At 73.1% G+C, this 22,044-nt stretch carries 24 protein-coding genes; 11 read left to right on the plus strand and 13 right to left on the minus strand.

What is annotated here, in order from left to right; genetic code table 11:
* Positions 1–58 precede the first annotated feature (58 nt).
* Both AOM07_RS00605 and AOM07_RS00610 read right to left on the minus strand, forming a co-directional pair.
* Complete coding sequence (locus tag AOM07_RS00605) at positions 59–1,309, minus strand: mechanosensitive ion channel family protein (RefSeq protein WP_084829989.1); 1,251 nt, start codon at positions 1,307–1,309, stop codon at positions 59–61.
* Positions 1,310–1,518: 209 nt separating this feature from the next.
* The gene (locus AOM07_RS00610; protein ID WP_062310233.1) at positions 1,519–2,583 is read right to left on the minus strand and encodes a hypothetical protein; all 1,065 of its coding nucleotides are present in this window, start codon (positions 2,581–2,583) and stop codon (positions 1,519–1,521) included.
* Between the two features lie 176 nt (positions 2,584–2,759).
* On the opposite strand from AOM07_RS00610, the gene AOM07_RS00615 reads away from it, so the two are divergent.
* Positions 2,760–4,241, plus strand: coding sequence for an HNH endonuclease signature motif containing protein (locus AOM07_RS00615; RefSeq protein WP_062310236.1), 1,482 nt, complete (start codon positions 2,760–2,762; stop codon positions 4,239–4,241).
* A gap of 182 nt (positions 4,242–4,423) precedes the next feature.
* On the plus strand, positions 4,424–5,851 hold the full coding sequence (locus AOM07_RS00620) for a serine hydrolase domain-containing protein (RefSeq protein WP_062310240.1): 1,428 nt from the start codon (positions 4,424–4,426) through the stop codon (positions 5,849–5,851).
* Here the strand turns inward: AOM07_RS00620 and arr are convergent.
* From arr to AOM07_RS00635, 3 genes are read right to left on the minus strand one after another with little or no spacing between them, the layout of a single operon-like run.
* Positions 5,838–6,269 carry an NAD(+)--rifampin ADP-ribosyltransferase gene (gene arr / locus AOM07_RS00625; protein WP_062310243.1) on the minus strand — a complete coding sequence of 144 codons (432 nt, stop codon included), beginning with the start codon at positions 6,267–6,269 and terminating at the stop codon, positions 5,838–5,840. The two genes, AOM07_RS00620 and arr, sit on opposite strands and share 14 nt — an antisense overlap.
* A 39-nt stretch (positions 6,270–6,308) precedes the next feature.
* A complete protein-coding gene (locus AOM07_RS00630) occupies positions 6,309–6,743 on the minus strand; it encodes a hypothetical protein (RefSeq protein WP_156165366.1) in 435 nt (144 codons plus the stop codon).
* Between the two features lie 46 nt (positions 6,744–6,789).
* Positions 6,790–8,802: an ATP-dependent helicase gene (locus AOM07_RS00635; protein WP_062310250.1), complete on the minus strand. Its 2,013-nt coding sequence runs from the start codon at positions 8,800–8,802 to the stop codon at positions 6,790–6,792.
* Positions 8,803–8,915: 113 nt separating this feature from the next.
* Between AOM07_RS00635 and AOM07_RS00640 the strand changes: the two genes are divergently transcribed.
* The 7 genes from AOM07_RS00640 to AOM07_RS00665 all read left to right on the plus strand — a co-directional run bounded on the left by AOM07_RS00640 (position 8,916) and on the right by AOM07_RS00665 (position 11,461).
* The gene (locus tag AOM07_RS00640) at positions 8,916–9,386 is read left to right on the plus strand and encodes a nucleotidyltransferase family protein (RefSeq protein WP_062310253.1); all 471 of its coding nucleotides are present in this window, start codon (positions 8,916–8,918) and stop codon (positions 9,384–9,386) included.
* Positions 9,383–9,571 carry a hypothetical protein gene (locus AOM07_RS00645; protein WP_062310256.1) on the plus strand — a complete coding sequence of 63 codons (189 nt, stop codon included), beginning with the start codon at positions 9,383–9,385 and terminating at the stop codon, positions 9,569–9,571. The genes AOM07_RS00640 and AOM07_RS00645 overlap by 4 nt, the downstream gene beginning before the upstream one ends.
* A gap of 15 nt (positions 9,572–9,586) precedes the next feature.
* Positions 9,587–9,715 (plus strand): ribonuclease HepT family protein, encoded by a 129-nt coding sequence (locus AOM07_RS15180; protein WP_369401188.1) that lies wholly within the window; start codon positions 9,587–9,589, stop codon positions 9,713–9,715.
* Between the two features lie 184 nt (positions 9,716–9,899).
* Entirely contained in the window at positions 9,900–10,145 is a 246-nt protein-coding gene (locus tag AOM07_RS00650; RefSeq protein ID WP_062310260.1) for a hypothetical protein, read from the plus strand.
* Between the two features lie 248 nt (positions 10,146–10,393).
* Positions 10,394–10,735, plus strand: a complete 342-nt coding sequence (locus tag AOM07_RS00655; protein WP_062310263.1) for a hypothetical protein — start codon at positions 10,394–10,396, stop codon at positions 10,733–10,735.
* 109 nt (positions 10,736–10,844) lie between these two features.
* Positions 10,845–11,090, plus strand: coding sequence for a hypothetical protein (locus tag AOM07_RS00660; RefSeq protein ID WP_062310266.1), 246 nt, complete (start codon positions 10,845–10,847; stop codon positions 11,088–11,090).
* A 101-nt stretch (positions 11,091–11,191) separates the two neighbouring features.
* Complete coding sequence (locus AOM07_RS00665; protein WP_062310269.1) at positions 11,192–11,461, plus strand: hypothetical protein; 270 nt, start codon at positions 11,192–11,194, stop codon at positions 11,459–11,461.
* Between the two features lie 16 nt (positions 11,462–11,477).
* On the opposite strand, the gene AOM07_RS00670 is transcribed toward AOM07_RS00665, so the two are convergent.
* The 4 genes from AOM07_RS00670 to AOM07_RS15010 all read right to left on the minus strand — a co-directional run bounded on the left by AOM07_RS00670 (position 11,478) and on the right by AOM07_RS15010 (position 18,209).
* The gene (locus AOM07_RS00670; protein WP_062310270.1) at positions 11,478–12,104 is read right to left on the minus strand and encodes a thymidine kinase; all 627 of its coding nucleotides are present in this window, start codon (positions 12,102–12,104) and stop codon (positions 11,478–11,480) included.
* Between the two features lie 70 nt (positions 12,105–12,174).
* Positions 12,175–13,131 carry a Rossmann-fold NAD(P)-binding domain-containing protein gene (locus AOM07_RS00675; RefSeq protein ID WP_062310273.1) on the minus strand — a complete coding sequence of 319 codons (957 nt, stop codon included), beginning with the start codon at positions 13,129–13,131 and terminating at the stop codon, positions 12,175–12,177.
* Positions 13,115–15,946, minus strand: coding sequence for a hypothetical protein (locus AOM07_RS00680; protein ID WP_062310276.1), 2,832 nt, complete (start codon positions 15,944–15,946; stop codon positions 13,115–13,117). Before AOM07_RS00680 ends, AOM07_RS00675 begins: the two co-directional genes overlap by 17 nt.
* 25 nt (positions 15,947–15,971) lie before the next feature.
* Positions 15,972–18,209 (minus strand): LGFP repeat-containing protein, encoded by a 2,238-nt coding sequence (locus tag AOM07_RS15010; RefSeq protein WP_062310278.1) that lies wholly within the window; start codon positions 18,207–18,209, stop codon positions 15,972–15,974.
* Positions 18,210–18,565: 356 nt separating this feature from the next.
* Here AOM07_RS15010 and AOM07_RS14865 point away from each other — a divergent pair, with 356 nt between their 5' ends.
* Positions 18,566–18,874 (plus strand): DUF2316 family protein, encoded by a 309-nt coding sequence (locus AOM07_RS14865; RefSeq protein ID WP_062310280.1) that lies wholly within the window; start codon positions 18,566–18,568, stop codon positions 18,872–18,874.
* Between the two features lie 49 nt (positions 18,875–18,923).
* Here AOM07_RS14865 and AOM07_RS00695 read toward each other — a convergent pair whose 3' ends face one another.
* The gene (locus tag AOM07_RS00695; protein WP_062310284.1) at positions 18,924–19,181 is read right to left on the minus strand and encodes a hypothetical protein; all 258 of its coding nucleotides are present in this window, start codon (positions 19,179–19,181) and stop codon (positions 18,924–18,926) included.
* A 109-nt stretch (positions 19,182–19,290) separates the two neighbouring features.
* Here AOM07_RS00695 and AOM07_RS00700 point away from each other — a divergent pair, with 109 nt between their 5' ends.
* Positions 19,291–20,739, plus strand: coding sequence for an MFS transporter (locus tag AOM07_RS00700; protein WP_084829991.1), 1,449 nt, complete (start codon positions 19,291–19,293; stop codon positions 20,737–20,739).
* Between the two features lie 21 nt (positions 20,740–20,760).
* Here AOM07_RS00700 and AOM07_RS00705 read toward each other — a convergent pair whose 3' ends face one another.
* The 3 genes from AOM07_RS00705 to AOM07_RS00715 are packed head-to-tail and all read right to left on the minus strand — an operon-like array spanning position 20,761 to position 22,006.
* On the minus strand, positions 20,761–21,117 hold the full coding sequence (locus tag AOM07_RS00705) for a hypothetical protein (RefSeq protein WP_062310286.1): 357 nt from the start codon (positions 21,115–21,117) through the stop codon (positions 20,761–20,763).
* Complete coding sequence (locus AOM07_RS00710) at positions 21,114–21,617, minus strand: GNAT family N-acetyltransferase (RefSeq protein ID WP_062310289.1); 504 nt, start codon at positions 21,615–21,617, stop codon at positions 21,114–21,116. Before AOM07_RS00710 ends, AOM07_RS00705 begins: the two co-directional genes overlap by 4 nt.
* Complete coding sequence (locus tag AOM07_RS00715) at positions 21,617–22,006, minus strand: ribonuclease E inhibitor RraB (protein WP_062310291.1); 390 nt, start codon at positions 22,004–22,006, stop codon at positions 21,617–21,619. Before AOM07_RS00715 ends, AOM07_RS00710 begins: the two co-directional genes overlap by 1 nt.
* Positions 22,007–22,044 lie beyond the last annotated feature (38 nt).

A 22,044-nucleotide genomic window follows, 5' to 3' on the forward strand; every position in this document is an offset into this window, starting at 1 on the left:
GCGCCACAGTCTGGCCCCGCCGCATCGTCACGTCAAAGACGCGCCGCGCGCGGGAGCGCTAGCCGCGTGCCACAGACTCCGGCTCCTCGACGACCTCGCCGACCTCGGAGATCTCCCCGGTCACCGCATCGTCCCCCTCGCCCTCCCGGACGACGCGCGGGATGCCGTGCGTGAAGTGGCTCGCGCGCTCCTCGGCCTCGGCGCTGCCGGTGAAGAAGCCGGACTCCCCCGCGTGCTCGGCGGACGTCGCCGCTCCGCCGCGCTTGCGCGGCCCGGGCGCCGCCTGCTCGGACACGAGCACGCGCTGCGCGGGCGCCGCGTCGGGCATGACCGACTGGATCCACAGCACCATCGCCTCGCGCACGAAGCAGCGCAGGTCGTACAGCGTGGGCGCGTCCTTGGCGGTGACGAGGATGCGCACGCGCACGTAGCCGGCGGTCGCCTCGGTCACCTGCAGGACGTTGGCGCGGCCGTCGTAGAGCGGCGTCTCGGTGAGCACCTGCTCGAGGTGCTCGCGCATCCGCTGCGGGGAGACGCGCCAGTCGAGGTCGAACTCGACGGACCCGAGCAGCTCCGACCCCTGCCGGGTCCAGTTCTCGTAGGGCGTGGTGGTGAAGTAGGTGCAGGGCAGGACGAGGCGGCGGTCGTCCCACAGGTCGAGCACCACGTAGCTGAGCGTGATCTCGCCGACGCGACCCCACTCCCCCTGGGCGACGATGACGTCGTCGACCCGCAGCGCGTCGCTGAAGACGAGTTGGATGCCGGCGAACATGTTGCCCAGCACCGACTGCGCGGCGAGGCCCGCCACGATGGACGCGATGCCCGCCGAGGCCAGCACCGACGCCCCGACTGCGCGGACCGAGTCGAAGCTGAACAGCTCCGCGCCCACGGCGATCACCACGATGAGGGCGATCGCGAGCCGCTTGACGATGAGCGTCTGCGTCCGCAGCCGGCGCGCGAGCCGGTTGTCGGGCATGTCGATGCTGTTGTGCGCGAGCGCGAGGTCGGAGACGAACCGCACGAAGGCGATGAGCAGCCATGCGAGCATCGCGATGGCGGCGACGGTGAAGAAGCGGCCGACGATCGGCATCCACTCCGTGTTGCGCAGCGCGGCGTGCACGCCGACCCACAGGCCGAGCACGAGCACCAGCGCCCAGAACGGGCTGCGCGTCTTCGTCTGGAGGTCGCGCGCCCACGGGTAGCGGCGGGCGACGAGCCGCATGATGACCTCGACCGCGAGCGCGAAGAGCAGCGCGGCCCCCACGCTGATCGCGACGGCGACCCCGAATCCGAACCAGTCCTCGAGCATGTCTCCTCCTGGGTGGAACCTGATGTTCGACCGTACGGGAGGCGTGTTTCATCGACGTGAACCCCGGGTGAGGGATCGCTGAGGGTGGGCGTGCGGGGGGACGATGCGGGGGTTGGGCTGGCGGCGCGCGGCCGGGTTGGCGGCGCGCGGGCCGGGTTGGCGGCGCGGCCGCCGCCGCTGCCGGTGCCGCTGCCTGGCGCCCCGCAACGTCACGCGAGCCGGTCACGCTCCTCGATGATCGCCGCCCGGCGTGCCGAGACGAGCAGGTCGGCGGAGTCCAGAGGTGGGCCCGGCCGTGTCCTTTCGCCCGACCGCGCCGCCTCCACCGCGCCGACCGCCCGCGACACCACCGCGGCACGGTCCGGCGCGGCTCCGGTCGCGCCGAACCACCCGGCGAGCACCTTGAGGTTGGCGCCCTTGCGGTAGCTCGCGATCGTGCCGTTCGCCTCGCAGACCACCTGGGCGACGCCCAGCGCACCCCGGAGCACCTGCGTGGGACGCCGGAACATGCCGGGGTCGCCCAGCGCCGCCGCCGCGAGGCAACGCCGCATCGCGGTCCGATGCTCGACATCGAGGTGCTCGTCCGCGACCTCGTCGAGCAGCACCAGGTGCTCGCCCACGCGCGTGCGGATGTCCTCCGCGATCCCGTCCCACACGAAGCCCTCGTCGGGGAGCGGCTCCGCGTCGAGGGCGGCGAGCGAGTCGGGCCCGCCGACCGAGGCCGCGAGTCGCTCGCGCGCCAGGTCCCGTGGGTCGCGCGGGGCGGCGACGCGGGGCGACGGGTCGCTGTAACCGCGGCCGATCCGCTCGAGCTCGCGGGCCCGCTCCGCCGCGGCCTCGCGGATCACGCGGGCCACCTCGAGAGTCGTGACGGGATCGACGCCCTCGCGGCGGTGCACGAAGCGAACGAACGCCGAGAGCACCGACGGCATTGCCTCCGCCGCGCCGCAATCCTTGGCCACGCCGGGCGCCCACACACGCACGAGGTGGCCCACCGCCGGGGCGTCCCACCGCATCGGCCCGCCGAGGCTGACCACCTCCGCGAAGGCGAGGATGAGGTCGAGCGCGCACCCGGCGCACTTGCCAGCGTTGTACGGGCGGTCGCCGGACTCGAGGAACTCCGTCCGCAGCGCCTCCGACGCGTCGGAGAGCGCCCCGTAGACGCGCTCCCCCGGGCGGGACACCGCCTCGTCCCAGGCCCCGCCCCAGCCCGCATCCCAGCCCTCATCCCGGTCCGCATCCCAGCCCTCGGACCACCGCTGCTCATCGCGCATGCCCCGACGCTAGTCAGCCAGCACGCCGCTCGGTCGTTCTCCACAGGACGGAACCCGCGCATCGTCCCCGGGTACCCGGGAGGCGATGTCCACAGACCCCGCCGCCACGCAATTATCCACATCTACCAGGGATGATGTTCGAAGCCAGTGTCAGACCCTCGTGATGAACTTGTTCCATGGACGTCACGACCGCCGCGCTCGACCGGGCAGCCGCTCGTGTGCGTGCGCTCGACGGCGCCGAGACCAGGGAGCTTCACGGCGAGGGCCTCCACGACGCGATCGTCGCCGCGTGCGGGGTGCTGTCGGAGGCGCGCCGCCTGGCGGCCCCGATTGCCGCCGCCGTGGCGCGCGACGCGGGCGGACAGGGATTGCGCGGAGGGATCACGCGGCAGGCGGGGCACCGCAGCCCGGAGTACTTCATCGCGAGCCTGCTCGGCGGCACGGTGGCGGAGGCGCGCACCCTCATCGGCGCGGGCCTCGCGATGGACCCTGACGAGCCCGAGGACCCCGACGACCCGGACGACCCCGACGAGGGCGGCGCCGGCGAGGGTGGAGGCGGCGAGGACGATCCGGATTCGCCCAACCCCGATCCGAAGCCCGCGAGGCCCAAGCCGCGCCCGCCGGTTCCGGGATCGCTCGCCGAGGCGCTCGGCAACGGCACCATCGCGGTCGATGCCGCCGCGCTCGTCCGCGCCACCTTGGCCGAGCTTCTCGACGTGGTGGACCGTGCCACCCTATGGGAGATCGAGAAGCGGCTCGTGGCGAAGGCCGCCCGGCTGTCGCTGTACGACCTGCGCAAGGCCTGCTGGCGCGAGCGCGCCACCGCCGATCCCGCGGGATGGCGCGAGCGCGAGAAGCGGATCCGCGCACGGCGTACCCTCACGTTGGGCGAGGACGCCGAGGGGATGGTGACGCTCACCGCGCGGCTCGACCCCCTGTCCGCCGCTCCCCTGCGCGCGTGGCTCGACGCGCAGACCGCCGAGGCCTTCCGCTCCGCGCGCGACGCCGGCGTCACCGAGCAGCGCAGCGCCGCCCAGATCCGCGTCGACGCCCTGGCCGCGCTCGCCTCCCACGGGCTCGACTGCGAGTCCCCGGCGTCCGGCGTGAAGACCACGCTCATGGTGACGATCGACCGTGACGCGCTGACCGGCGAGCTCGGCCTCGCTTCGTGCGATGGGATCGGCGTGCCCGTCACTCCCGCGACCGCGCGCCAGCTTGCCGTCGACGCCGAGATCCTGCCCGCCGTGTGCGGCGGCGAGTCCGAGGTGCTGGACCTGGGACGCGCGCGACGCCTCTTCACCCGCGCCCAGCGCCGCGCCCTCTCCCTGCGCGACGGAGGCTGCGCCTGGTGCAGCGCCCCGATCTCGTGGACGGAGACGCACCACATCGCTCACTGGGGGCGGGACGACGGCTGCACCGACCTGTGCAACGGCGTCCTCCTGTGTCGCAGCTGCCACCTCCGCCTCCACGACACCGGCTGGGAGGTCGAGATCCACGGCGGCGTCGTGTGGTTCCGGCCGCCCGCGTCCGTGGACCCTCAACGCGTGGCGATCCTGGGCGGACGGCGGCGTACGGCCCCCGAGGAGATGCCCGCACCGCCGCCCCTGCCCACCTCACCGAGCACGCGGACGTGCAGCGGGAACCACGTGCGGACATGAACGGCGTGAGAGGGGGACGATGCGCGGAGGCCGGGCGGTTCACAGCTGGCGCGCCCTCGCCGGGCGGCACCTCTGCGAGCACGGCACGCACGGGACGCCCGGGGAACGAGTCCGTTGCCAGGCCTCATGGGTCTCGCTAGGGTCGTCGGAAATCCGCACGCACGACTATTGGGGGTGCCTTCGTGCGGCATCTGCTTGCCATCACGGCCTTGGGCCTGAGCGCCGCACTCGGCGCCGCCATCCCGAGCGGCACGATCGACGACTACATCACCGCGGAGATGCCCTCCTCCGGCGCGCCCGGTGTCGCCTACGCCGTGGTGACCGACGGTGAGGTGACGGAGGTGGGCGCCCGCGGTGTGACCCGCGCCGGATCGGACACGGCGGTCACCCCGGACACGCCGTTCGTCATCGGCTCGATCTCCAAGAGCTTCACCGCGCTGGCCGTCATGCAGCTCGTCGAAGCCGGCCAGGTGGACCTCGACGCCCCCGCCGGAGACTACGTCGACGCCCTCGCCGACACCCCTGCCGGCGCCCCGACCGTGCGCAAGCTGCTGAGCCACACCAGCGGCTTCTCGACGGTGCAGGGCAACACCACGCGCGCGAGCTCCACGGGCGCCGCCGACGACCTCGCGAACGCCGTCGCCGCGCTCGCCGACGAGGCACCGGAATACCCGCCGGGCACCACCTGGGAGTACTCGAACACCAACTATCAGATCCTCGGCCGGCTGATCGAGGAGGTCGCGGGCACCGAGTTCCAGGCCTACGTGACCGCGCACATCCTCGACCCCGTCGGGATGGACGACAGCTTCGTGGCGGACGGCGAGGTCCACCCCGAGATCGCCACCGGGCACACGCCGTGGTTCTGGACCAAGCGACCGCTGGCCGAGAGCCCCACCGACCGCGTCACCGCACCGCAGGGCGGCATCGTCGCCTCCGCCAACGACGTGGCGCTCTACCTCGCGATGGTGATGAACGGCGAGGACGACGTCCTGAGCGCCGAGGGCAAGGCCGAGATGATGCGTCCGGCCAGCGCCGTCTCGCCGTTCTACGGCCTCGGCTGGTACGTCGACACGTCGGACGGCACCGTCGGGCACACCGGCTCCACGCCGGGCATCGAGACGCAGGCCACCATGGTGCCCGCTCAGGACGATGCGGTGGTGGTCCTGGTCAACGGCGGCAGCGGGGTGGGCTTCGGGGAGACCACGCAGCTGCGCTACGGGATCACGGCGATCGCGCTGGGCCTCGACTACGACGGCGAAGGCTCGCGCTGGGCCCAGAAGGCGCTCTTCGTGGGACTGACGCTCGCGCCGTTCGTATACCTCGCGAGCATGGCCTGGGCGTGGGCCAAGCGCGACGCGGTCCGCGCGAAGACGCGCGCCGGCGTCTCCGGCCTGTTCAGCCTGTGGTTCCCGCTGCTCACCACCGGCGTCGCGGCATGGGTGCTGCTGACCCTGGTCCCGAACCTGATGGGCGCCCCGCCGTCGACGGTGCGGGTCTTCCAGCCGGACATGGCGCTGGCGATGACCGCGACGGCCGTGGGCGGCGTCGTGTGGGCGGCATTCAGGCTCGCGATCGCCTACACCGGCAAGGCCGCCGTCAGTCCTCGATGACGTCCTCGCCGCGCGCCGCGAGCGCTGCCAGTCCGTCCCGCATCGCCTGGACCTGCGCGGCCGAGTGGCCCTCCCAGTCCGTCAGCTCGCCCACCACCTGCACCGCGGACAACGTCCGGTACGACCGCGTCGGGTTGCCGGGGAAGCGCTTGTCGGTGACGTTCGGGTCGTCCTCGAAGTCGCCCCGCGGCTCGACCACGTAGATGCGCCCGCGCCCCTCGCCGGCGGCGAGCTCGGCGCCCCACGTCGCGGCGTCGAGGGTCTGAGTGAAGTACACGTGCCGCAGCGGTGCGCCCGGTCGGAAGTTGGACTCGAACCCGGGCTCGAGCACGTCACCGGCCGCGAGCGCGGCCTTCGTGCCGTGCAGGAACGTGGACCCGTCGCCGTAGACCTCGAACGGCACCGGCGCATCCGCCATCGTCACCCTCCCCGATTCGAACCGTCGAAAGCGCGAGACCTACTCGTCGCACCCGCACGAGCCGGAAGGCGTCCGCGCCTGCCAGCACACCTCGCACACGCCGTAGCTCTTCTCCTCGGCGCCGGTCGCGGGCGTGATCTTCTTCTGCACGCCCGGGCTCATGCTGCGGCGCGTCACCGGGAAGTCGACGGCCCAGTTGACCATGCCGTTGCCGTGGGTCTTGTCGCGCACCCGGTCGGGCAGGTCAGAGGCCGCGATCGCCTCGCGCCGCGAGCCGAACCACTCCGTCGACCGCTTGCCGATGTGGAGCGGGTGAAGCCCGTCCTCGCGCATCGCCTTGATGTAGCTGGACTTGACCTCGCAGCCGATCACCCCTGCTCTGAGGGCGATCTGGCGCACCAGCGGCCGGGATTCTTCTGCGATCTTGAGCTGCTCCATGGCAGCCTCGAGCGGGATGAGGGGGACAGTGTTCACCCCTGAGGATCTCACGCCCACCCCGCCTTCCGCAGGGCCGGAGGGCCTACTCGAGATCCCCGAGGTCGATCGACAGGTCCACCTCGGCCGGCGCCGACAGCCCCGGCGGCGGCGCCGGCCGCGCCGGCCGCGCGACCACGTGCGGCACCTCCTCGACCAGCCGCTCGGGCAGCGTGTTGAGGAAGTACGCGTCCTCGAGGACATCCATGCCGGCCGACCCCATCCACGCCCGCACCGGCGTGTGCGACACGGTCCGCGTCACCACCAGCCGGTCCCGCGCACGCGTCAGCGCGACGTAGAGGACGCGCCGCTCCTCCTCGACCTCGTCGAGGTCCCCGAGCGCTCGCGCCGAGGGGTACGACCCCGCCGACGCCCCCGCGACGAACGCCCAGTCCCGCTCGAGCCCCTTCGCCGAGTGCACCGTCGACACGATGACGTGGTCCTGCTGCGACTCCGGCTCCATCTCCGACGTGAACACCGGCGACAGGATGTACTCCTCGAGGAACTCGAGGATCGACCGCCGCGACGCCGCCAGCCGCTCGACGTGCACGAGGTCGCGGGCGCGGGCCTCCCAGTTCTCGTTGCGGTACTTGTGCGCGAGCACCGGCTGCAGCATCGCCGCGGCCCGGCCCACCGCATCGTCCACCCGCGTGGCCGCCTCCTCGATCGCGTCGAGCCCCGCCGCCAGCCATGCCGGCATGCCCGCGAGGGCCGATGCGCGCGCCTCCCGGGCGGACGCCCCGCCCGAGCGCGCCGACAGGAACGAGTCGAACGCGCGCGCCGCCGTCACGTCCCCCACGCGCGGTACGAGGGTGAGCAGCCGCATCCAGGCGACCTCGTCGTCGGGGTTCGCGACCACGCGCAGCGCCGACAGCACGTCGCGGACGTGGGCGCTTTCCAGGAGCTTCACTCCCCCGAAGAACACGTACGGGATGTCGTTCTCGACCAGCCGCGCCTCGATCGCGCGCCCCGAGTAGTTGGTGCGCACCAGCACGAGGTGGGTCGCCCACGGCAGCTCGTCGCGGCGCGCGCGCAGCATCTCCGCGCAGATGAAGCCGGCCTCGTCCTGCGGCGTCTCGAACGAGTGCAGCTCGGGCTTTGCGCCCTTGCCCCGGACCGCGCGCAGCTTCTTGTCGTACCCGAGCGGCGACTCCGCGAGCAGCCAGTTCGACAGGTCGAGGATCTCCTGCGTGGACCGGTAGTTGTCCTCGAGCTTGAGCACCCGCGCGCCGGGCACGCGGTCGCGGAACGAGTGGATCGACGCGAAGTCGGCGCCGCGGAAGCCGTAGATCGACTGCGCGTCGTCGCCGACGCAGTAGAACCGCGTGTGCGGCACGAGCGGGTCGATGATCTGCCACTGCAGCGGGTTGGTGTCCTGCATCTCGTCCACGAGGATCTCGTCGTAGTGCGAGCCCACCCACTCCGCCACCGCGTCGTCCGCGAGCCGCGCGGCGAAGACCCGCAGGATGTCGTCGTAGGTGAGGTAGCGCCGCTCCTGCTTGCGCTGCTCGTAGGCGCGCACGGCGGCGCCGATGGCCTTGGCGTCGATGGCGTCGTCGGGGAACTTGACCCGGATCGCGTCCGCGAGGGTGCGGCGCGTGTTGTGCGCGAAGGACAGCACGTCGACGATCTGCGCCGCCTTGAGCCCCTCGACCCGCTTGCCGCGCCCGAGCACGCCGCGCATCACCTGCTGCTGGTCCTCCTGGTCGAGCACGCTCCAGCCCTCGTAGCCGAACACGTCGGGAGCGCCCCGCACCTCGCGCATGGCCCACCCGTGGAAGGTCACGGCGGCGACGCCCTGGGTGGACGATGCGGTGGCGGCGTCCCCCTGGACGCGGGAGCGGATCTCGGCGGCGGCGCGGCGGGTGAAGGTGATCGCGAGGATGCGGTCCGGGGGCGTGCCGTTGCGGATGAGGTGGCGGATGCGGGCGACGATCGTGGTGGTCTTGCCCGTGCCGGCGCCCGCGAGGACGAGGTTGTGGCGCGCCTCGGTCAGCACGGCCTCGCGCTGGGCGGGGTTGAGGTGCGCGAGCGCGCCGTCGTCCACCTGCTCAGCCATGCGCACGAGTCTAGGTGCGGGGTGCGACAGGCCGGACGATGCGCGGCGACGGCAGCGCGCCGGCTCTCCACAGCACCGCCTCCGATTTGATAGCAATTGCTATAGTCGACGTCATGTCCGAGAGCCTGCGTGACGTCGCCGTGCGCTGCGACGCGATGGTCGAGGAGGCGCGCCGCGAGCTCGTCGCTGCCGTCCGGCGCGCCTACGCAGCAGGCATGACCCAGGCCGCGATCGCCGGCGAGATCGGCCGCAGCCAGCCCGAGGTCAACCGGCTCCTGCGCTTCCACGGCACCACGCCTCATGCGCGTCGGCTGCGCGCACAGTCCACGCGGGTGCGCGAGGAGGTGAGCGCCGTCGGCGGCCGCAACGTCCGCGTCTTCGGCTCGACCGCCGCGGGCACCGACGGCCCGGGCTCGGACGTGGACCTTCTGTTCGAGATGCGCGAGCCCCTGAGCCTCATGGAGCTCTCCGCCGTGGAGCAACGGCTGACGGCACTGCTCGGGATGAGGGTCGACCTCGTGCCCGAGTCCTCGCTGCGCGACGACCTCCGGGTCCGGATCCTCGCCGAGGCGATCCCGCTGTGACAAGGACCGAGGCCGAGCGCCTCCGCGACGCGCGCCGCCACCTCGCGACCGCGCTCGAGTACGGGCAGCACGCCCCGCTCGAGCAGGTGCATCTCGACGCGATCTGCATGCGGATCGCCGCCGGCATCGAGGCGCTCAACGGCCTGTCCCCCGGGTCGCGCCACGCACTGTTCGGAGCCTCATGAGCTGCGATGTAGGGCATGTGGAACCGCATCGCACACACCTATGCACGCGTCGAACGGGAGGTCGTGGTCGCCACGCTTCGCGATGACATCCCGCCGCTTGTCGCCACCCTCGACCGCACACTCGAAGGTCCGCGGAAGCCGTAGCGCCCCGGCAAGGCCGGCCCCGTCCGCCACCAGCGCGCATGACAACGTTTTTCGGCGCTCTTTGCCCAGACTTGGGAATAGCTGCCATGACACCCGGGTTGGAGACATCGCCGCGGCCCGAGCGCCGAGGCCGGAAGCGTCCTCGGCACCCCGAGGGCCGGAACCTACGGAGCTGACACCCACGATGATCGCCGCCGCCGCGCAGCCGCACCTGAGCCTCGACAACTACGCCGACCTCCTCGCGCTCGGCGGCATCGTCCGCGACACCGCCGTCTGCTCCGCCTGCGGCCCCGACAGCGCCCCGCTGCGCCCGGAGGCCCTCTGGCTCGCGCACGACGCCCATGGCGAGGAGTTCAGCGGCGCCTCCCTCCTGTGCGTCCGCCACGCCGCCGACTGGGCCGAGAACGGCCACATCGCCCTCGCCGCCTGAGGGCGCGCCCGGCACCCCGCGCCCACACCCCGCTCGCGTCGACCTATTTCAGGAATTCCTAAAACAGCCCGCAGCGACCACCGCGCCCGCGCCGACACACCCGGCACACCCGTCACCCCCGACAAGCCGCGCTCCCACGCCTCCAGGTGAACATCTGCTCACCGCTCTTCCCGACACGCCGGACGCCGACCTACCCTGACCCCAGAGGCCCATCCCCCCTCAGGGCCCCGCAGGAAAGCAGAGCGTCCATGACCGACGTCCGCGACCTCATCGACTACGACAGTCCCCACAACTACGCGGAGCTCCTCACGCGCGCCGGCACCGTCCGCGACGCCGCGCACTGCACGCTCTGCGGCCTCGAGTCCGAGCCCCTGCCGCCGCAGAGGCTCTCGCTCATCAAGTACCGCCAGGCCGGCAGCGACAAGGGCTCCAGCCGGCTCTACTGCGACCTCCACCTCGCCGAGTGGCGGGACGATGCGCGCGCCGCCAGGCGCCCCGGCCGCCGGGCCGCGGAGCCGCCCGCGCACCAGATCTGCCCCACGTGCTTCATGCAGATGCCCCTCACCGGCGGCTGCGCGAACTGCGAGTGACGGGACCAGCGACCCGATCCAGGGACCAAGGCCCCACCGCCGGTCCCCGCGTGCCGGTATCGTGTTCTGCGCCCACGACGACAATGACGTACAGAACTGGGATTCCTGCATGATCCACGCCCCCGAGCGCCAGAACCTGAGCCTCGACAACTACGCCGACCTCCTCGCCCTCGCCGGCATCGTCCGCGCGACCGGCACGTGCAACGCCTGCGGCCCCGAGTCGCTGCCCTATCGCACCGACTCGCTGTGGCTCGTCCACGACCAGTCCGGGGAGGACACCAGCGGCCTCACGCTGCTCTGCGCGCACCACGCCTCCGACTGGGTCCACACGGACCACCTGACGTCCACCGGTTGATGCATCCACGAGCCGGGACGTTGGCCCCGCGCGACCCCGCGATCGCCCTGCCTACGGTGGAACTGCCCCTACCAGGAACGATGCGCACCCGGGAGTCGCCCATGACCGACACCCTCGAGAACCGGACCCACCTGAGCCTCGACAACTACGCGGACGTGCTGGCGCTCGCCGACATCGTCCGCGCGACCGGACGATGCGTCGCGTGCGGCGCAGACAGCGCCGCCGTCCGCACGGATGCGCTGTGGATCGTCCACGACCGCACGGTCGCGGACCTCGGCTCGGTGGCGATCCTGTGCGCGCGCCACGCCGCCGAATGGGCGCGCGGCGGACACGTCGTCGCCGGCGCGGCCGGGGACCTGCAGGGGCGCTAGGGCACCTGCGCGAGAACTAGAAGAGCGCCGCGCCGGCCTCGCGCTCGGGCGCGCCCGCGGCCTGCACCGGGCCGACCTTCTCGAGGTAGCAGCGGCCGCACAGCGACTCGTAGTCGGCCTGCTGGCCGTCGATCGCAACCTGCTCGCCGTGGCTGACGAACACGCCGCCGACCACGCGGCCGTTGAAGATCGCCTTCGAGCCGCATCGGCAGATGGTCTTGAGCTCCTCGATCGAGTGCGCGATCTCGAGCAGGCGCAGCGAGCCGGGGAACGAGCGCGTCATGAAGTCGCCGCGCAACCCGTAGCAGAGCACCGGGATCCCGTGCCGGACCGCGATGACGAACGCCTCGTCCACCTGCGCGGGCGTGAGGAACTGGGCCTCGTCGACGAAGATCGCGTCGATCGCGTCGAGGTCGCGGTGCGCGCGCAGGGCCTCGAGCATCGAGTCCTCGGAGTCGAGCAGCACGTCGACGGCGCGCTCGACGCCGATGCGCGAGGACACCGCCTCGCCGGCCTTGGTGTCGACGCCCGGCTTCACGATGACGGGGTGCTGCGCGCGCTCCTCGTAGTTGTAGGCCGCGGTGAGCAGCAGCGCCGTCTTGGACGAGTTCATCGCCCCGTATCGGAAGTACAGCTTCGCCACGTCGGCCCCTTCTCTGCGCGTGTGCGAGAAACCTTAGCGGCGCGGCGGCGTGCCGCGGGACGATGCGCGGCTACCCGGGCGCAACCGTGGACCAGTCGACGGGCGGCAGGCTGTCCCCCACGGCCGGCGCGTACGCGCGGCGCAGCGCGGCGCGCGAGCCGCGCGCCCCCACGAAGGGCGCGAGCGGGTCGCCGCAGATGCGGAAGTCGGCGAGCTCCTCCCACGCCGGGTCGAGGGCCTCGGCGAGGGTGGCCGCGCCCCCGAGGATCCGGCCGGCGATCGCGAGCCCGAGCGCGCGGTCGTCGTCGCGCGCGACCATGCCGATGGCCCCGAGCGCGCTCGCCGCGACGCCGCGCTCGACCAGCTCCTCGCAGATCCCGTGCCGCGAGCCGCGCCGCTGCGCGCCCGAGCAGGACAGCGAGATCGCGGCGCCGACGGGCTCGGCCTCGGGGTCCTCGAGCTGCCACGCCTCGACACCGCCGTAGCCGGCCCACCCCACGGGCGTGCCGAGCCCCGTGTAGAGCACCACGCCCGGCCCCGCCGCGAGCGCAACCAGCAGCTCGCGGCGGCGCAGGCGCCCCGTGGGAAGGTCGCGGAACGGGACGTCCCCGTCGTGAAGCAGCGCCGCGAGCTCCTCGGCGCGCTCGCGCACGTGCGACTCGCGGCTCGACAGCAGCGCGATCGGCCCCGCGCCGAGCCGCGTGCCCGGCGCGACCCGCGCCTGGGCGACCGCCGCCGCCCGCATGGCCCGCGCATCGTCCGGCATCACGCCCACCGGGACGGGCCGCCCGCCCCGCTCGATGAAGGGCCCGTCGACCACGTCTGCGATGGGGCGGTCGGCGGGCGCGAGGATGATCGCTGCGGTGGCGCGCTTGTCGGGCAGCCGCGCGGCGAGGTGGACGACGCGCGGACCCACCTCGACCGCCTCGACCCTGCGGACCGCGGCGTGGGCGGCGATCAGGGGCGCGGCCTGCTCGAGCGCCGCCGCGGTCCCGAGGACCAGCAGCCGGTCACGCGTGGACGACATCGGCGTAGGGCTGCCACGCGGTGGTGTCGAGCGCGGGCACCTCGCCGAACTTCCGGCGCCAGTAGTGCATGACGATCTGCGCCTGCTGCTCGCGGTTGAACTGCGAGAGGTCGCCGGCCGCGGCGTTGAGGTCGTCCTCGCCGCCCGCGCCGAACGTCTCGCCGGCCGCGTCGCCCGTGTAGCCGTAGTTGTATCCCTCGCCCACGAGCTGCGCCTCGAGCGCCTCGATCATGTAGATGGGCCCGGTGACGACGCCCTGCCACACGTGCGTGAGCTCGTGGATGAGGGTGTCGGGCGTGAGCACGTTCCAGGACGCGAAGTTGATGAGCTTCATCGTGGTGAAGGGTCGCTCGCCGTTGGCCCACTGGATGAGGTCGACGGGCAGCGACAGCACCGCGAGCCGCACCTCGTCGAGCGGGATCGACGTGCCGAAGACGTCCTCCGCCATGTCCCGCTCGGGCTGCGTGAGCGGCCGGTACTCGCCGGGGAACCACTCGAGGATGAGCGTGAAGGCGAGCGCGACGGCGGCGAGGCCCGCGAGCGCCGCGGCCTCGAGCACCTCGAGCGCGGTGCGGCCCAGCTGGCGGAACGTGTCGACGAGCTTGCGGGCCAGGTCCTCCGTGGGCTGCACGATCGCGACCTCGAAGAGCTCCTTCATGGTGCGGCCCAGCTGGTCGAGCGCCTCGACCAGGTTGGAGAAGGCGTCGCCGGGGTTGGCGAGCGTCGCGAGCAGCAGGTCCGCGAGGATCGCGCCGCCGTCGAGCAGCGCCCGCACCGTCTCGACCACCACCTCGATGGACCGCTTGACGGCCCACGCGAGCAGGTCGAGCGCCGTCGCGCCGGCCGCGAGCATGCCCTTGACCGCGGCGGCGATCGCGGGGATGCCGCTGTGCTCGACCCACGCGAGCACGCCGTCGATCGTGTGGCCGGCCTTGACGAGCGCCTCGGCGATGAACTCCAGGGCCTCCGCGCCCGCGGACACCGCCCACTCGATGACGTCCGCGATCACCATCCCCTGCGCCTCGATCGCGGCGACCACGTCCTTGAGGACCGCGATGCCCTTGGCGAAGGCCCAGTCGAGCACCTCGCCGATCCTGCGGCCCAGCGACTGCAGCATCTCGACGGCGGTGCGCCACGCGAGGTCGGCGATGTCCTCGGCCTGGGTGAGCAGCCAGTCGAGCGCGGCGCCGATCGGGCCCGTGGCCGCGAACACCGCCTTGAGCACGCGCCGGAAGACGAGGTAGCCCTGCTGGAGGGCGTTGGTGAGCAGCGACGCGACCGCGGTCCCTGCCTTGATCGCGGCGTCGACCAGCCTGCGCGCGAGGTCCCAGCCGGTGGCCATCGTCGCGAGGGCGAAGTCGGCGACGGTCTTGCCGAGCTCGAACGCCGCCTTGACGGCGTTCACGAGCGCCTTGCCCACGAGGTTGACGAGGTCCCGCGCGACCTCGAGGAGCGTACGCCCCAGCTCGAAGGCCGCGGCGACGATCTTGCGCACGGCCGCGAAGCCCGCGGCGGCCACCCCGGCGATGAGGTCGCCCAGGATGCGCCCGACGTCGAGCATCCCGGCGACGACCTCGCGGACCACGTCGACGGCGGCCTGCGCGAGGTAGCCCGCGAGCTCGACGAGCGTGCCCGCGATGCGGCCGATCGAGCGTGCGACCGCCCGCACGAACTGGACGCCGCGCTGCGCGACGTCCTGCACGATGCCCGACAGCGTGGTGCCCAGGTCGCGCGCGGTGCGCACGATCGTGTCGAGCAGGTTCGCCGGCTGGGCGACGGCCGCGACGAGGATCTCCCCGATCGCGCGGCCCACCGCGACGAGCGCCCGCACCACGCTCACCAGCAGCGCGCTGCCGAACGCGAACGCCTGCTGGAGCACCGTGCCGATCGCCTGGCCGATCGCGAGCAGCGCCTGCGTGATCCTGCCGATCACGTCGAGCGCCTTGCCGACGAGCCAGCCCATGACGGCGGCGACGGTCTGCCCGATCGCGAGGATCGCGCTCATCACCTGGTTGAGGGCGTCGGCGGCGAACGATGCGGCGGCCCCCAGGACGTCGCCGATCGCCTTGCCGACGTCGAGGATGCCGCGCACGATCTTGCGCAGGATGTCCGTGCCCGCCTCGACCGCGCCGAGCACGAGGTCGCCGAGCGTCGCGCCCGCCTGGAGCGCCGAGCGGACGAGGTCCGCGACCTTGCTCGCGGCCCAGTCCGCGATCGACGACAGCACCTCGCCCAGCGCCTGGATGCCGTCCCCGATGGCGTCGACGATGGAGTCCACCACGCCGCCGATCGCGTCGACGACGTCGCCGACCCACCCGAACGGGTTGAAGTCGTGCTCCGCCTCGGTGGGCGGCAGCGCGATGCCGCGCGCCCGCAGCTCGGCCCCCGCCTCGGCCAGCCAGTCCGCTACGGCGGCGAGCGCCGCATCGTCCCGCGTCCCGGCCGGCATGAGGAAGTCGCGCATCACCACCGCGGCGGGCGCCCGTTCGAGCAGCGCGACGCCCGTGACGACGGCGCGTGCGGCCTCCGGGTCGCGGTTCGCGGCGAGCACCGCGAGCCGGTCGGGCGCCTTCGCCCGCGCGACCTCGTCGAAGAGCTGCCGCGCCTGGTCGCGGGTGTCGATCGACGCGACGAAGGCGCGCGAGAAGCGGGCGGCGGCGCCCACGTCGGTCGCGGCGAGCCGCGCGAAGGTCGGGCCGAACTCGCTGGCCGCCGCTCGCTTCGCCCTCAGCGCGGAGGCGGCGGCGTCGACGTCGTTGAGCGGGATGGACGTGAGCGTCGCGATGCGGCTCTCGGTGATCGGGGTGTCAGGCATGGCTGCGTTACCTTCCTGCCGAGGCTCACGGGTGAAGGACGCCCAGGTGGGGCAGGAAGTCCGTGATCCGATCGACGGTGCCCACGACGACGAGCGGGTCGTCGGGCTCGATGAAGACCACCACGGAGCCGTCCGTGAGCGTCTTCGCGGACAGCAGCGCGATCGGCTCGCCGCCGTTGGTGTCGGGGATCTCGATGAGGCCCGCGCGCTTGTACAGCAGCGTGTCGAGGCGGGGATGGAGCTGGCGCTCGAGCGGCGGCGAGGCCGTGAGGCCACTCATGCTCGCGACGCTCCACCCGGCGAGGTACACCACCACCGAGCGCAGGTCCGGGGCGTACGCGGTCTCGACGTGCAGCTCGAGCGGCACGTCGACGGGCACGTCGACGCTGGTGCCGAGCAGCCCGCCGATGCTCTGCGTCGCCCGCACCGTGGCGCGCAGCCGGTGGGCCCGGTTGTGCACGCTCGCGCCGTCGTACGAGTACCCGGTGACCCCCGTGAACACGGCGCCGCCGTAGGTCGCGCCGTTCATCCCCGCGAGCGCGGGCTTGAGCAGCGTCTCGAAGGCCGCGACCACCTCCGCGGGCGTGCGGCGCATCGACCGCCCGTCGTCGGCGCTGGCCCACGGCTGCAGCGGCCGCGCGGCGGTCGCGCCGCGCTTCCAGAACACGACACCGTTCTCGAAGTCGCCGAAGCGGTTGGGGCTCGACGTCGGCGCCGGGCTGGACGGGCTGCGCGCCGCGATGAGGTCCGGGTCGATGTGGAGGATGGAGCCCACGCCGGGCCGCAGCCCGCCCACCGCCTCCCCCACCCGCGAGGCGGCGGACGATGCGACGATCGCCTCGGTCGCGGCGGCGCGGGCGGACGATGCGGCGCGGGAGACGGTCGCCCCGGACAGGGCGGTGCGGGCGGCGCGGCGCGTGGCTGCGCCGCGGGCGGGGCTCGCGGCCGCCTCGTCCGGCACCACGACGACGTCGCCGACCGGCAGGTTCGACACCGCGGGCGAGAAGCCCGACAGCACCGCCTCCGCGGGCAGCTTGATGACGTCGGGCGGGAGGCCGAGCTTCTTCTTGAGCTCGGGGAAGCGGTGTCCGATGCGCCGGTCGGGGATGAGCTCGTCGGTGATGGGGTAGCCGAGCGCGGCGTTGCGCTCGTAGCCCGCGGAGGCCCAGTACGCGGAGATGAGCCCGTGCACCTCGTGAGCGCCGGTCGCGGACGTCCAGTAGATGGAACCCGCCTGGAAGTGGTTGAAGCGGCCGCGGCCGTCGGGGGTGGCGGTCTCGTCGGTGGTCGGGTAGCCGAGCACGCTTCCGGACCCGCCGAGCGCGCGATAGTGGATCCCGATCGCCCCGTGCACCTCGAAGGCGCCCGCGTCCGAGCCCAGCACCGTCGCCTGGTCGCCCGGCAGCACGACCGTGGTGCGGTCGCCGATGTCGGACAGCCGCCCCACCAGCTCCCCCACCTCGAGCGCGGCGGTGTCGACCGCGGAGAAGGCCAGGCGCGAGGAGCCGGCGCTCGACGCGGCGAGGCTGGTCGCGGCCGCCGATGCGAGGGTGCCGGACGCCTCGCTCGCGACGGGGCTGATGCTCACGGTCGCGGCGCCTGCGCTGGCGGCTGCCGCCACGGTGCCGGCGCCGAGCGTGCCGAGCGCGCCCCCGCGGACGCCGCCGGACCCGAGGACGGTCGCGGTGACCGTGCTGTCGAGCCGGTCGAAGCCGCTCACGAGCCCGCCGATCCCCACCGGGTACCAGTGGATGGCGCCGCCCTGGAAGGTGTTGTACGCCCCCTTGCGCGCATCGTCGCTGCCGACCTTCTGGTCGCTCGTCGGGTACCCGAGGACGCTGCGCTCCCACCCGAGCGCCGCCCACTTGGCGCGGATCGGGCCGTGCACCTCGTGCGCCCCCGCGGCGGGATGCCAGAAGATCGAGCCGTGGCGGAAGTGCCGGTAGTAGCCGAAGCCGTCGGGGCACGCGGAGACGGCGCCGGACGTCGCGCCGAGGACGCCTCCCCCGCCCCCGAGGTCCGCGTACTTCGCGGCGATGAGCGCCGTGGCGCGGCCGAGCGGGTCCGTCGCGACGAGGATCGCGTCGACGAGCCCGGGCGCGAGCCCGACGACGTCCGCGCGGTCGAAGGCGTCCTTCACCACGAGGTCGACGTCCGCGCGCGAGGCGCCGGCGGAGTCGGGCAGGCGGTCGAGGATGTCGGGGACGGCGGCGAGGCCGCGGCTGAGGACGTCGGCGACGCTGAACTGCGAATCGATCGGCATGATTCCCCCTGAGGCTCTCTTTGCCGATAGCGCTCAGCGGTCTCGCAGCGGGCAGCCGGGGAACCGCCTCACTCAGGCTCGCACCGGGGTGGGGGCGTGTCAAAAGATGGGCCGCGCCGGGCGGGCCCGCTGCGCGGCAGGGGAAGGGTGGGTGCGCGACGCTCCCGCTATTCATGCAGGAACGTGCGCCCCCGCCTCAAGATGCATCAATAGCGGGAGCGTGCCGCAACCACACCCGTCACACCCTCCTACCAGGGCCGTCGCGCGGGTGGTCACGAGCGGTCGAAATCGGTGGCATCCTCGTATGGCTCACCGCGAGCAGTCGGCAGCGTCGCCGACGAGTTGAAGGAGCCCGCATGTCGCTCAACCGGACCGAGATCGCCCGTACCGGTCTCGAGCTCACCGCCAACCTCGAGCGGTCGGGCATCACCCGCGAGGACGTCGCCCGCGACCTCGGCTTCAGCACGCGCCGCCTCACCGAGACGCTCCGCGTCGGCCCCGCCTCGGACCCCGCCGACGTGTGGCTGCTGCGCGACTACCTCGACCGTGAGATCCGCGAGCGCGGCGAGATGCCCCACCCGTGGACGGTACTCACCGACCACGCCCGCGAGTCCGCCACCCGCTGGTTCGCGCTCCGCACCCCGCCGGAGCGCCGCGCGTCCTGACGGCCGCGCCCGGAAGCCTGAACTCCCGCACCCGGAGAGCCCGCGGCCCCTACCCCTCGGCGCGCCCGAACCGCTGCTGCGCGTTCTGCCGCGAGGTCCCCAGCGCCGCGCCGATCGCTGTCCAGGACTCCCCCGCCTCGCGCGCCTCCGCCACGACCGTCACGAGCCGCTCGTGCGCCTCGTCCACGCCCGCGGACGCGTCCGCGATCGCCCTCACATGCGCCGCGTGCCGCGCGCTCATCGTCGCGGGCGCCGCACCCTCCGTGCCGGTGGCGTCGGTGGTCGTGTGATCGCTCGGCGGTCGCATCGTCCCTCCTCGGGTCGCGGGGGCGGACCTCCACCATGCGCCCGCCCCCGCCGCATCGTCAACGGCGGCTTGACGGACGCGCCCGCCCGTCCCGACCTAACCTGAACGCATGGCCGACTCCCCGGCACCCGGCGCATCGTCCCCCCAGCCGACCCCCACCGCCACGACCACCCAGGTCACGGTGCTGTGGATCGCGATCCTCGGCAGCTTCGTCGCGTTCCTCGACGGCAGCATCGTCACGGTCGCGCTGCCCGCGATCGCGCGCGACCTGGGCGGCGGCATCGCGCTCCAGCAGTGGGTGACGGACGCGTACCTCATCACGCTCGGCGCGCTCATCCTCGTCGCTGGCTCCCTGTCCGACACGTTCGGACGGCTGAGGGTGCTCACGGTCGGGCTGATCGGCTTCGGCGCGATGTCGCTGGTCATTGCGCTCGCCCCGACGGGCGGGGTCCTCATCGGCGCGCGCCTGCTCCAGGGCGTCGCCGGTGCGCTCCTCGTCCCGTCGAGCCTCGCGCTCATCATGTCGACGTTCCGCGGGCCCGCGCAGGCGAAGGCGATCGGCACGTGGACCGGCGCGACCACCGGCGCGTTCGTCGCGGGGCCGCTGCTGGGCGGGCTCCTCACCGACTACGCGTCCTGGCGCTGGGCCTTCGGCATCAACGTGATCCCCATCGCGGTCACGCTCGTGCTGCTCGCCCGGGTCAAGGCCGCCGGCATGCGCGACGTGCGCCGCCCGGACGCGACCGTCGACTACCTGGGCGCGGTGCTGTGCGCGGTCGGGCTCGGCGCGCTCGTCTTCGCGCTGGTCGAGGAGCCGAACCTCGGCTGGGACCACCCCGCGATCCTCGGCGCGGCGGTCGGAGGCGTGCTCGCGCTCGCCGTGTTCCTGTGGCGCGAGTCCCGCGCCGCCGACCCGATGCTGCCGCTCGGCCTCTTCAAGGCGCGGAACTTCGCCTGGGGCAACCTCACCACGTGGTTCGCGTACGGCGCGCTCGCGCTCAACGGCTTCATCGTGAGCGTGTACCTCCAGCAGGGCGCGGGGCTCTCGGCGACCGCGGCGGGCCTGTCCGAGCTGCCGATCACCGTGCTCATGATCGTCTTCAGCTCGCGCGTGGGCGCGCTCGGCGGGAGGTATGGCCCGCGCCTCTTCATGACGGTCGGGCCGCTCGTCATGGGAGTCGGCTCGTTCATGCTCGTCGCGATCTCCGAGGACTTCTCCTATTGGACGCAGGCGCTGCCCGGCATCGTCGTGTTCGGCATCGGGCTGACCCTCATGGTCGCCCCGCTCACGTCCGCGATCCTCGGTGCGATCGAGACGTCCCGGTCCGGCATCGCGAGCGCGATCAACAACGCGATCGCGCGCATCGCGGGCCTGGTCGCGGTGGCGATGGTCGGCACGATCGTGGGCGGCGAGCTCGACCTCGACGGCTTCCACCGCGCGACCATCGTCACCGGCGTCTTCATGGTGGTCGCCGGCGCGATCTCGTGGGCCGGCATCAGGAACGATGCGGTCGCGCGGGACGATTCTGTCGCGCGGGACGATGCGGCGGGCGCCTGAGCGACCGCGTCGCGGGCACCGCTACAGGTCGATGATCGCGCGCTCGACGAGGTACTGACGGTTCATCACTACCGCCTGGATGGTCGCGAGCGAGACGCACGACATCGCGACGACGGGGACGGCCCCGGGCGCCGCCGCCGGCAGGATGAGCCCCCACGTCAGCGAGATCGCGAGCCAGATGCCGCCCGAGACGTAGTACTTGGGCCTGGCGGTCTTGATGCCCGCCCACAGGTAGCCCACCCACGGCAGCACGCCGAACGTCAGCAGCGGCGGCAGGATCCACCACGAGGTCTTCCAGCGCCACGCGCGGCGCTCGAGCCGGCGCAGCGCGTGCGGCGGCAGCGGCGTCCCGTCGGGACGCGTCCACTCGGCGGTCACGCGGTCTCCCTGAGGTCGTAGGTCCAGACGTTGAGGGTCATCGGCACGCCGCGGTACTCGTCGTCGAGCGTGCCGCGGTGCGTGAAGCCGACCGTCCGGCACAGCGCGTTCGACGCCGCGTTGTCGACGTTGGGGCAGGCCATGAGGGTCGGCAGCGGCCCGTGTGCGCGGGCGTCCTCGATGACGAGCCGCACGCCCGCGGTCGCGGCTCCCTGCCGCTGGAACTCGGGCAGCACCATCCAGCCGGTCTCGAGGCACGGCTCGCCGTCCCACTCGGACTCCCACCAGCCGATCGAGCCGACCGCGACCGGCGCATCGTCCCTCCGGATGGTGAACATGTGCGGCCGCCCGCTGTCCCAGCCGCGCACGTACTGCTCGTGGCGGCGCGCGATGCGGGCGTCGCTCTCGGGCCCGGCGAGGTGCTCCATCATCTCGGGGACGTTGGCGGCGACGAGCACCGGCAGGTCCGCGTCGGTCCACCGGCGCAGGCGGTAGCCCATCAGAGGCCCTTCTCCTCGTCCGTGAGGAGACCGGCCCAGCCCTCGAACTCGCCGCCGTGCTTGTCCGCGACCCGCTGGCACACGTCGATGGTCTCGCGCAGGAAGTCGGGCACGAGCGGCGTGCGGTACGCGCGGACGAACAGCATCCAGTCGGGGATGTCGTGGCTGGGCTCGACGACCTCGTGCGTGACGCGCATCGCGCGGAGCTCGTCGGCGGCGGCGCGCAGGCCCGGCTCCGAGGTGAAGGCGAGGAAGAACTCGGACTCCCGCGGGGCGGTGAGGACGGCGCCGCGCGACTCGAGCGCGGCGAGCTGGTCCTGATCCTCGTTCCAGAGGTCGTACGGCTCGACGCGCTTGCGGCCCCCGAAGACCTTCGACAGGAATCCCATGGGACCACGCTAGCCGCGCGCGGTCCCGCCTCCCGACC

Origin of the sequence: Demequina rhizosphaerae (assembly GCF_000971255.1) — a bacterium.
Taxonomy (GTDB): Bacteria; Actinomycetota; Actinomycetes; order Actinomycetales; family Demequinaceae; genus Demequina; species Demequina rhizosphaerae.

What these genes read in the sequence shown, in the direction of transcription:
- AOM07_RS00605 (WP_084829989.1), bottom strand. Translation starts at nt 1,309, where the DNA reads ATGCTCGAGGACTGGTTCGGATTCGGGGTCGCCGTCGCGATCAGCGTG.
- AOM07_RS00610 (WP_062310233.1), bottom strand. Translation starts at nt 2,583, where the DNA reads ATGCGCGATGAGCAGCGGTGGTCCGAGGGCTGGGATGCGGACCGGGAT.
- AOM07_RS00615 (WP_062310236.1), top strand. Translation starts at nt 2,760, where the DNA reads ATGGACGTCACGACCGCCGCGCTCGACCGGGCAGCCGCTCGTGTGCGT.
- arr (WP_062310243.1), bottom strand. Translation starts at nt 6,269, where the DNA reads ATGGCGGATGCGCCGGTGCCGTTCGAGGTCTACGGCGACGGGTCCACG.
- AOM07_RS00635 (WP_062310250.1), bottom strand. Translation starts at nt 8,802, where the DNA reads ATGGCTGAGCAGGTGGACGACGGCGCGCTCGCGCACCTCAACCCCGCC.
- AOM07_RS00640 (WP_062310253.1), top strand. Translation starts at nt 8,916, where the DNA reads ATGTCCGAGAGCCTGCGTGACGTCGCCGTGCGCTGCGACGCGATGGTC.
- AOM07_RS15180 (WP_369401188.1), top strand. Translation starts at nt 9,587, where the DNA reads ATGTGGAACCGCATCGCACACACCTATGCACGCGTCGAACGGGAGGTC.
- AOM07_RS00650 (WP_062310260.1), top strand. Translation starts at nt 9,900, where the DNA reads ATGATCGCCGCCGCCGCGCAGCCGCACCTGAGCCTCGACAACTACGCC.
- AOM07_RS00655 (WP_062310263.1), top strand. Translation starts at nt 10,394, where the DNA reads ATGACCGACGTCCGCGACCTCATCGACTACGACAGTCCCCACAACTAC.
- AOM07_RS00660 (WP_062310266.1), top strand. Translation starts at nt 10,845, where the DNA reads ATGATCCACGCCCCCGAGCGCCAGAACCTGAGCCTCGACAACTACGCC.
- AOM07_RS00665 (WP_062310269.1), top strand. Translation starts at nt 11,192, where the DNA reads ATGACCGACACCCTCGAGAACCGGACCCACCTGAGCCTCGACAACTAC.
- AOM07_RS00675 (WP_062310273.1), bottom strand. Translation starts at nt 13,131, where the DNA reads ATGTCGTCCACGCGTGACCGGCTGCTGGTCCTCGGGACCGCGGCGGCG.
- AOM07_RS00680 (WP_062310276.1), bottom strand. Translation starts at nt 15,946, where the DNA reads ATGCCTGACACCCCGATCACCGAGAGCCGCATCGCGACGCTCACGTCC.
- AOM07_RS15010 (WP_062310278.1), bottom strand. Translation starts at nt 18,209, where the DNA reads ATGCCGATCGATTCGCAGTTCAGCGTCGCCGACGTCCTCAGCCGCGGC.
- AOM07_RS14865 (WP_062310280.1), top strand. Translation starts at nt 18,566, where the DNA reads ATGTCGCTCAACCGGACCGAGATCGCCCGTACCGGTCTCGAGCTCACC.
- AOM07_RS00695 (WP_062310284.1), bottom strand. Translation starts at nt 19,181, where the DNA reads ATGCGACCGCCGAGCGATCACACGACCACCGACGCCACCGGCACGGAG.
- AOM07_RS00700 (WP_084829991.1), top strand. Translation starts at nt 19,291, where the DNA reads ATGGCCGACTCCCCGGCACCCGGCGCATCGTCCCCCCAGCCGACCCCC.
- AOM07_RS00710 (WP_062310289.1), bottom strand. Translation starts at nt 21,617, where the DNA reads ATGGGCTACCGCCTGCGCCGGTGGACCGACGCGGACCTGCCGGTGCTC.
- AOM07_RS00715 (WP_062310291.1), bottom strand. Translation starts at nt 22,006, where the DNA reads ATGGGATTCCTGTCGAAGGTCTTCGGGGGCCGCAAGCGCGTCGAGCCG.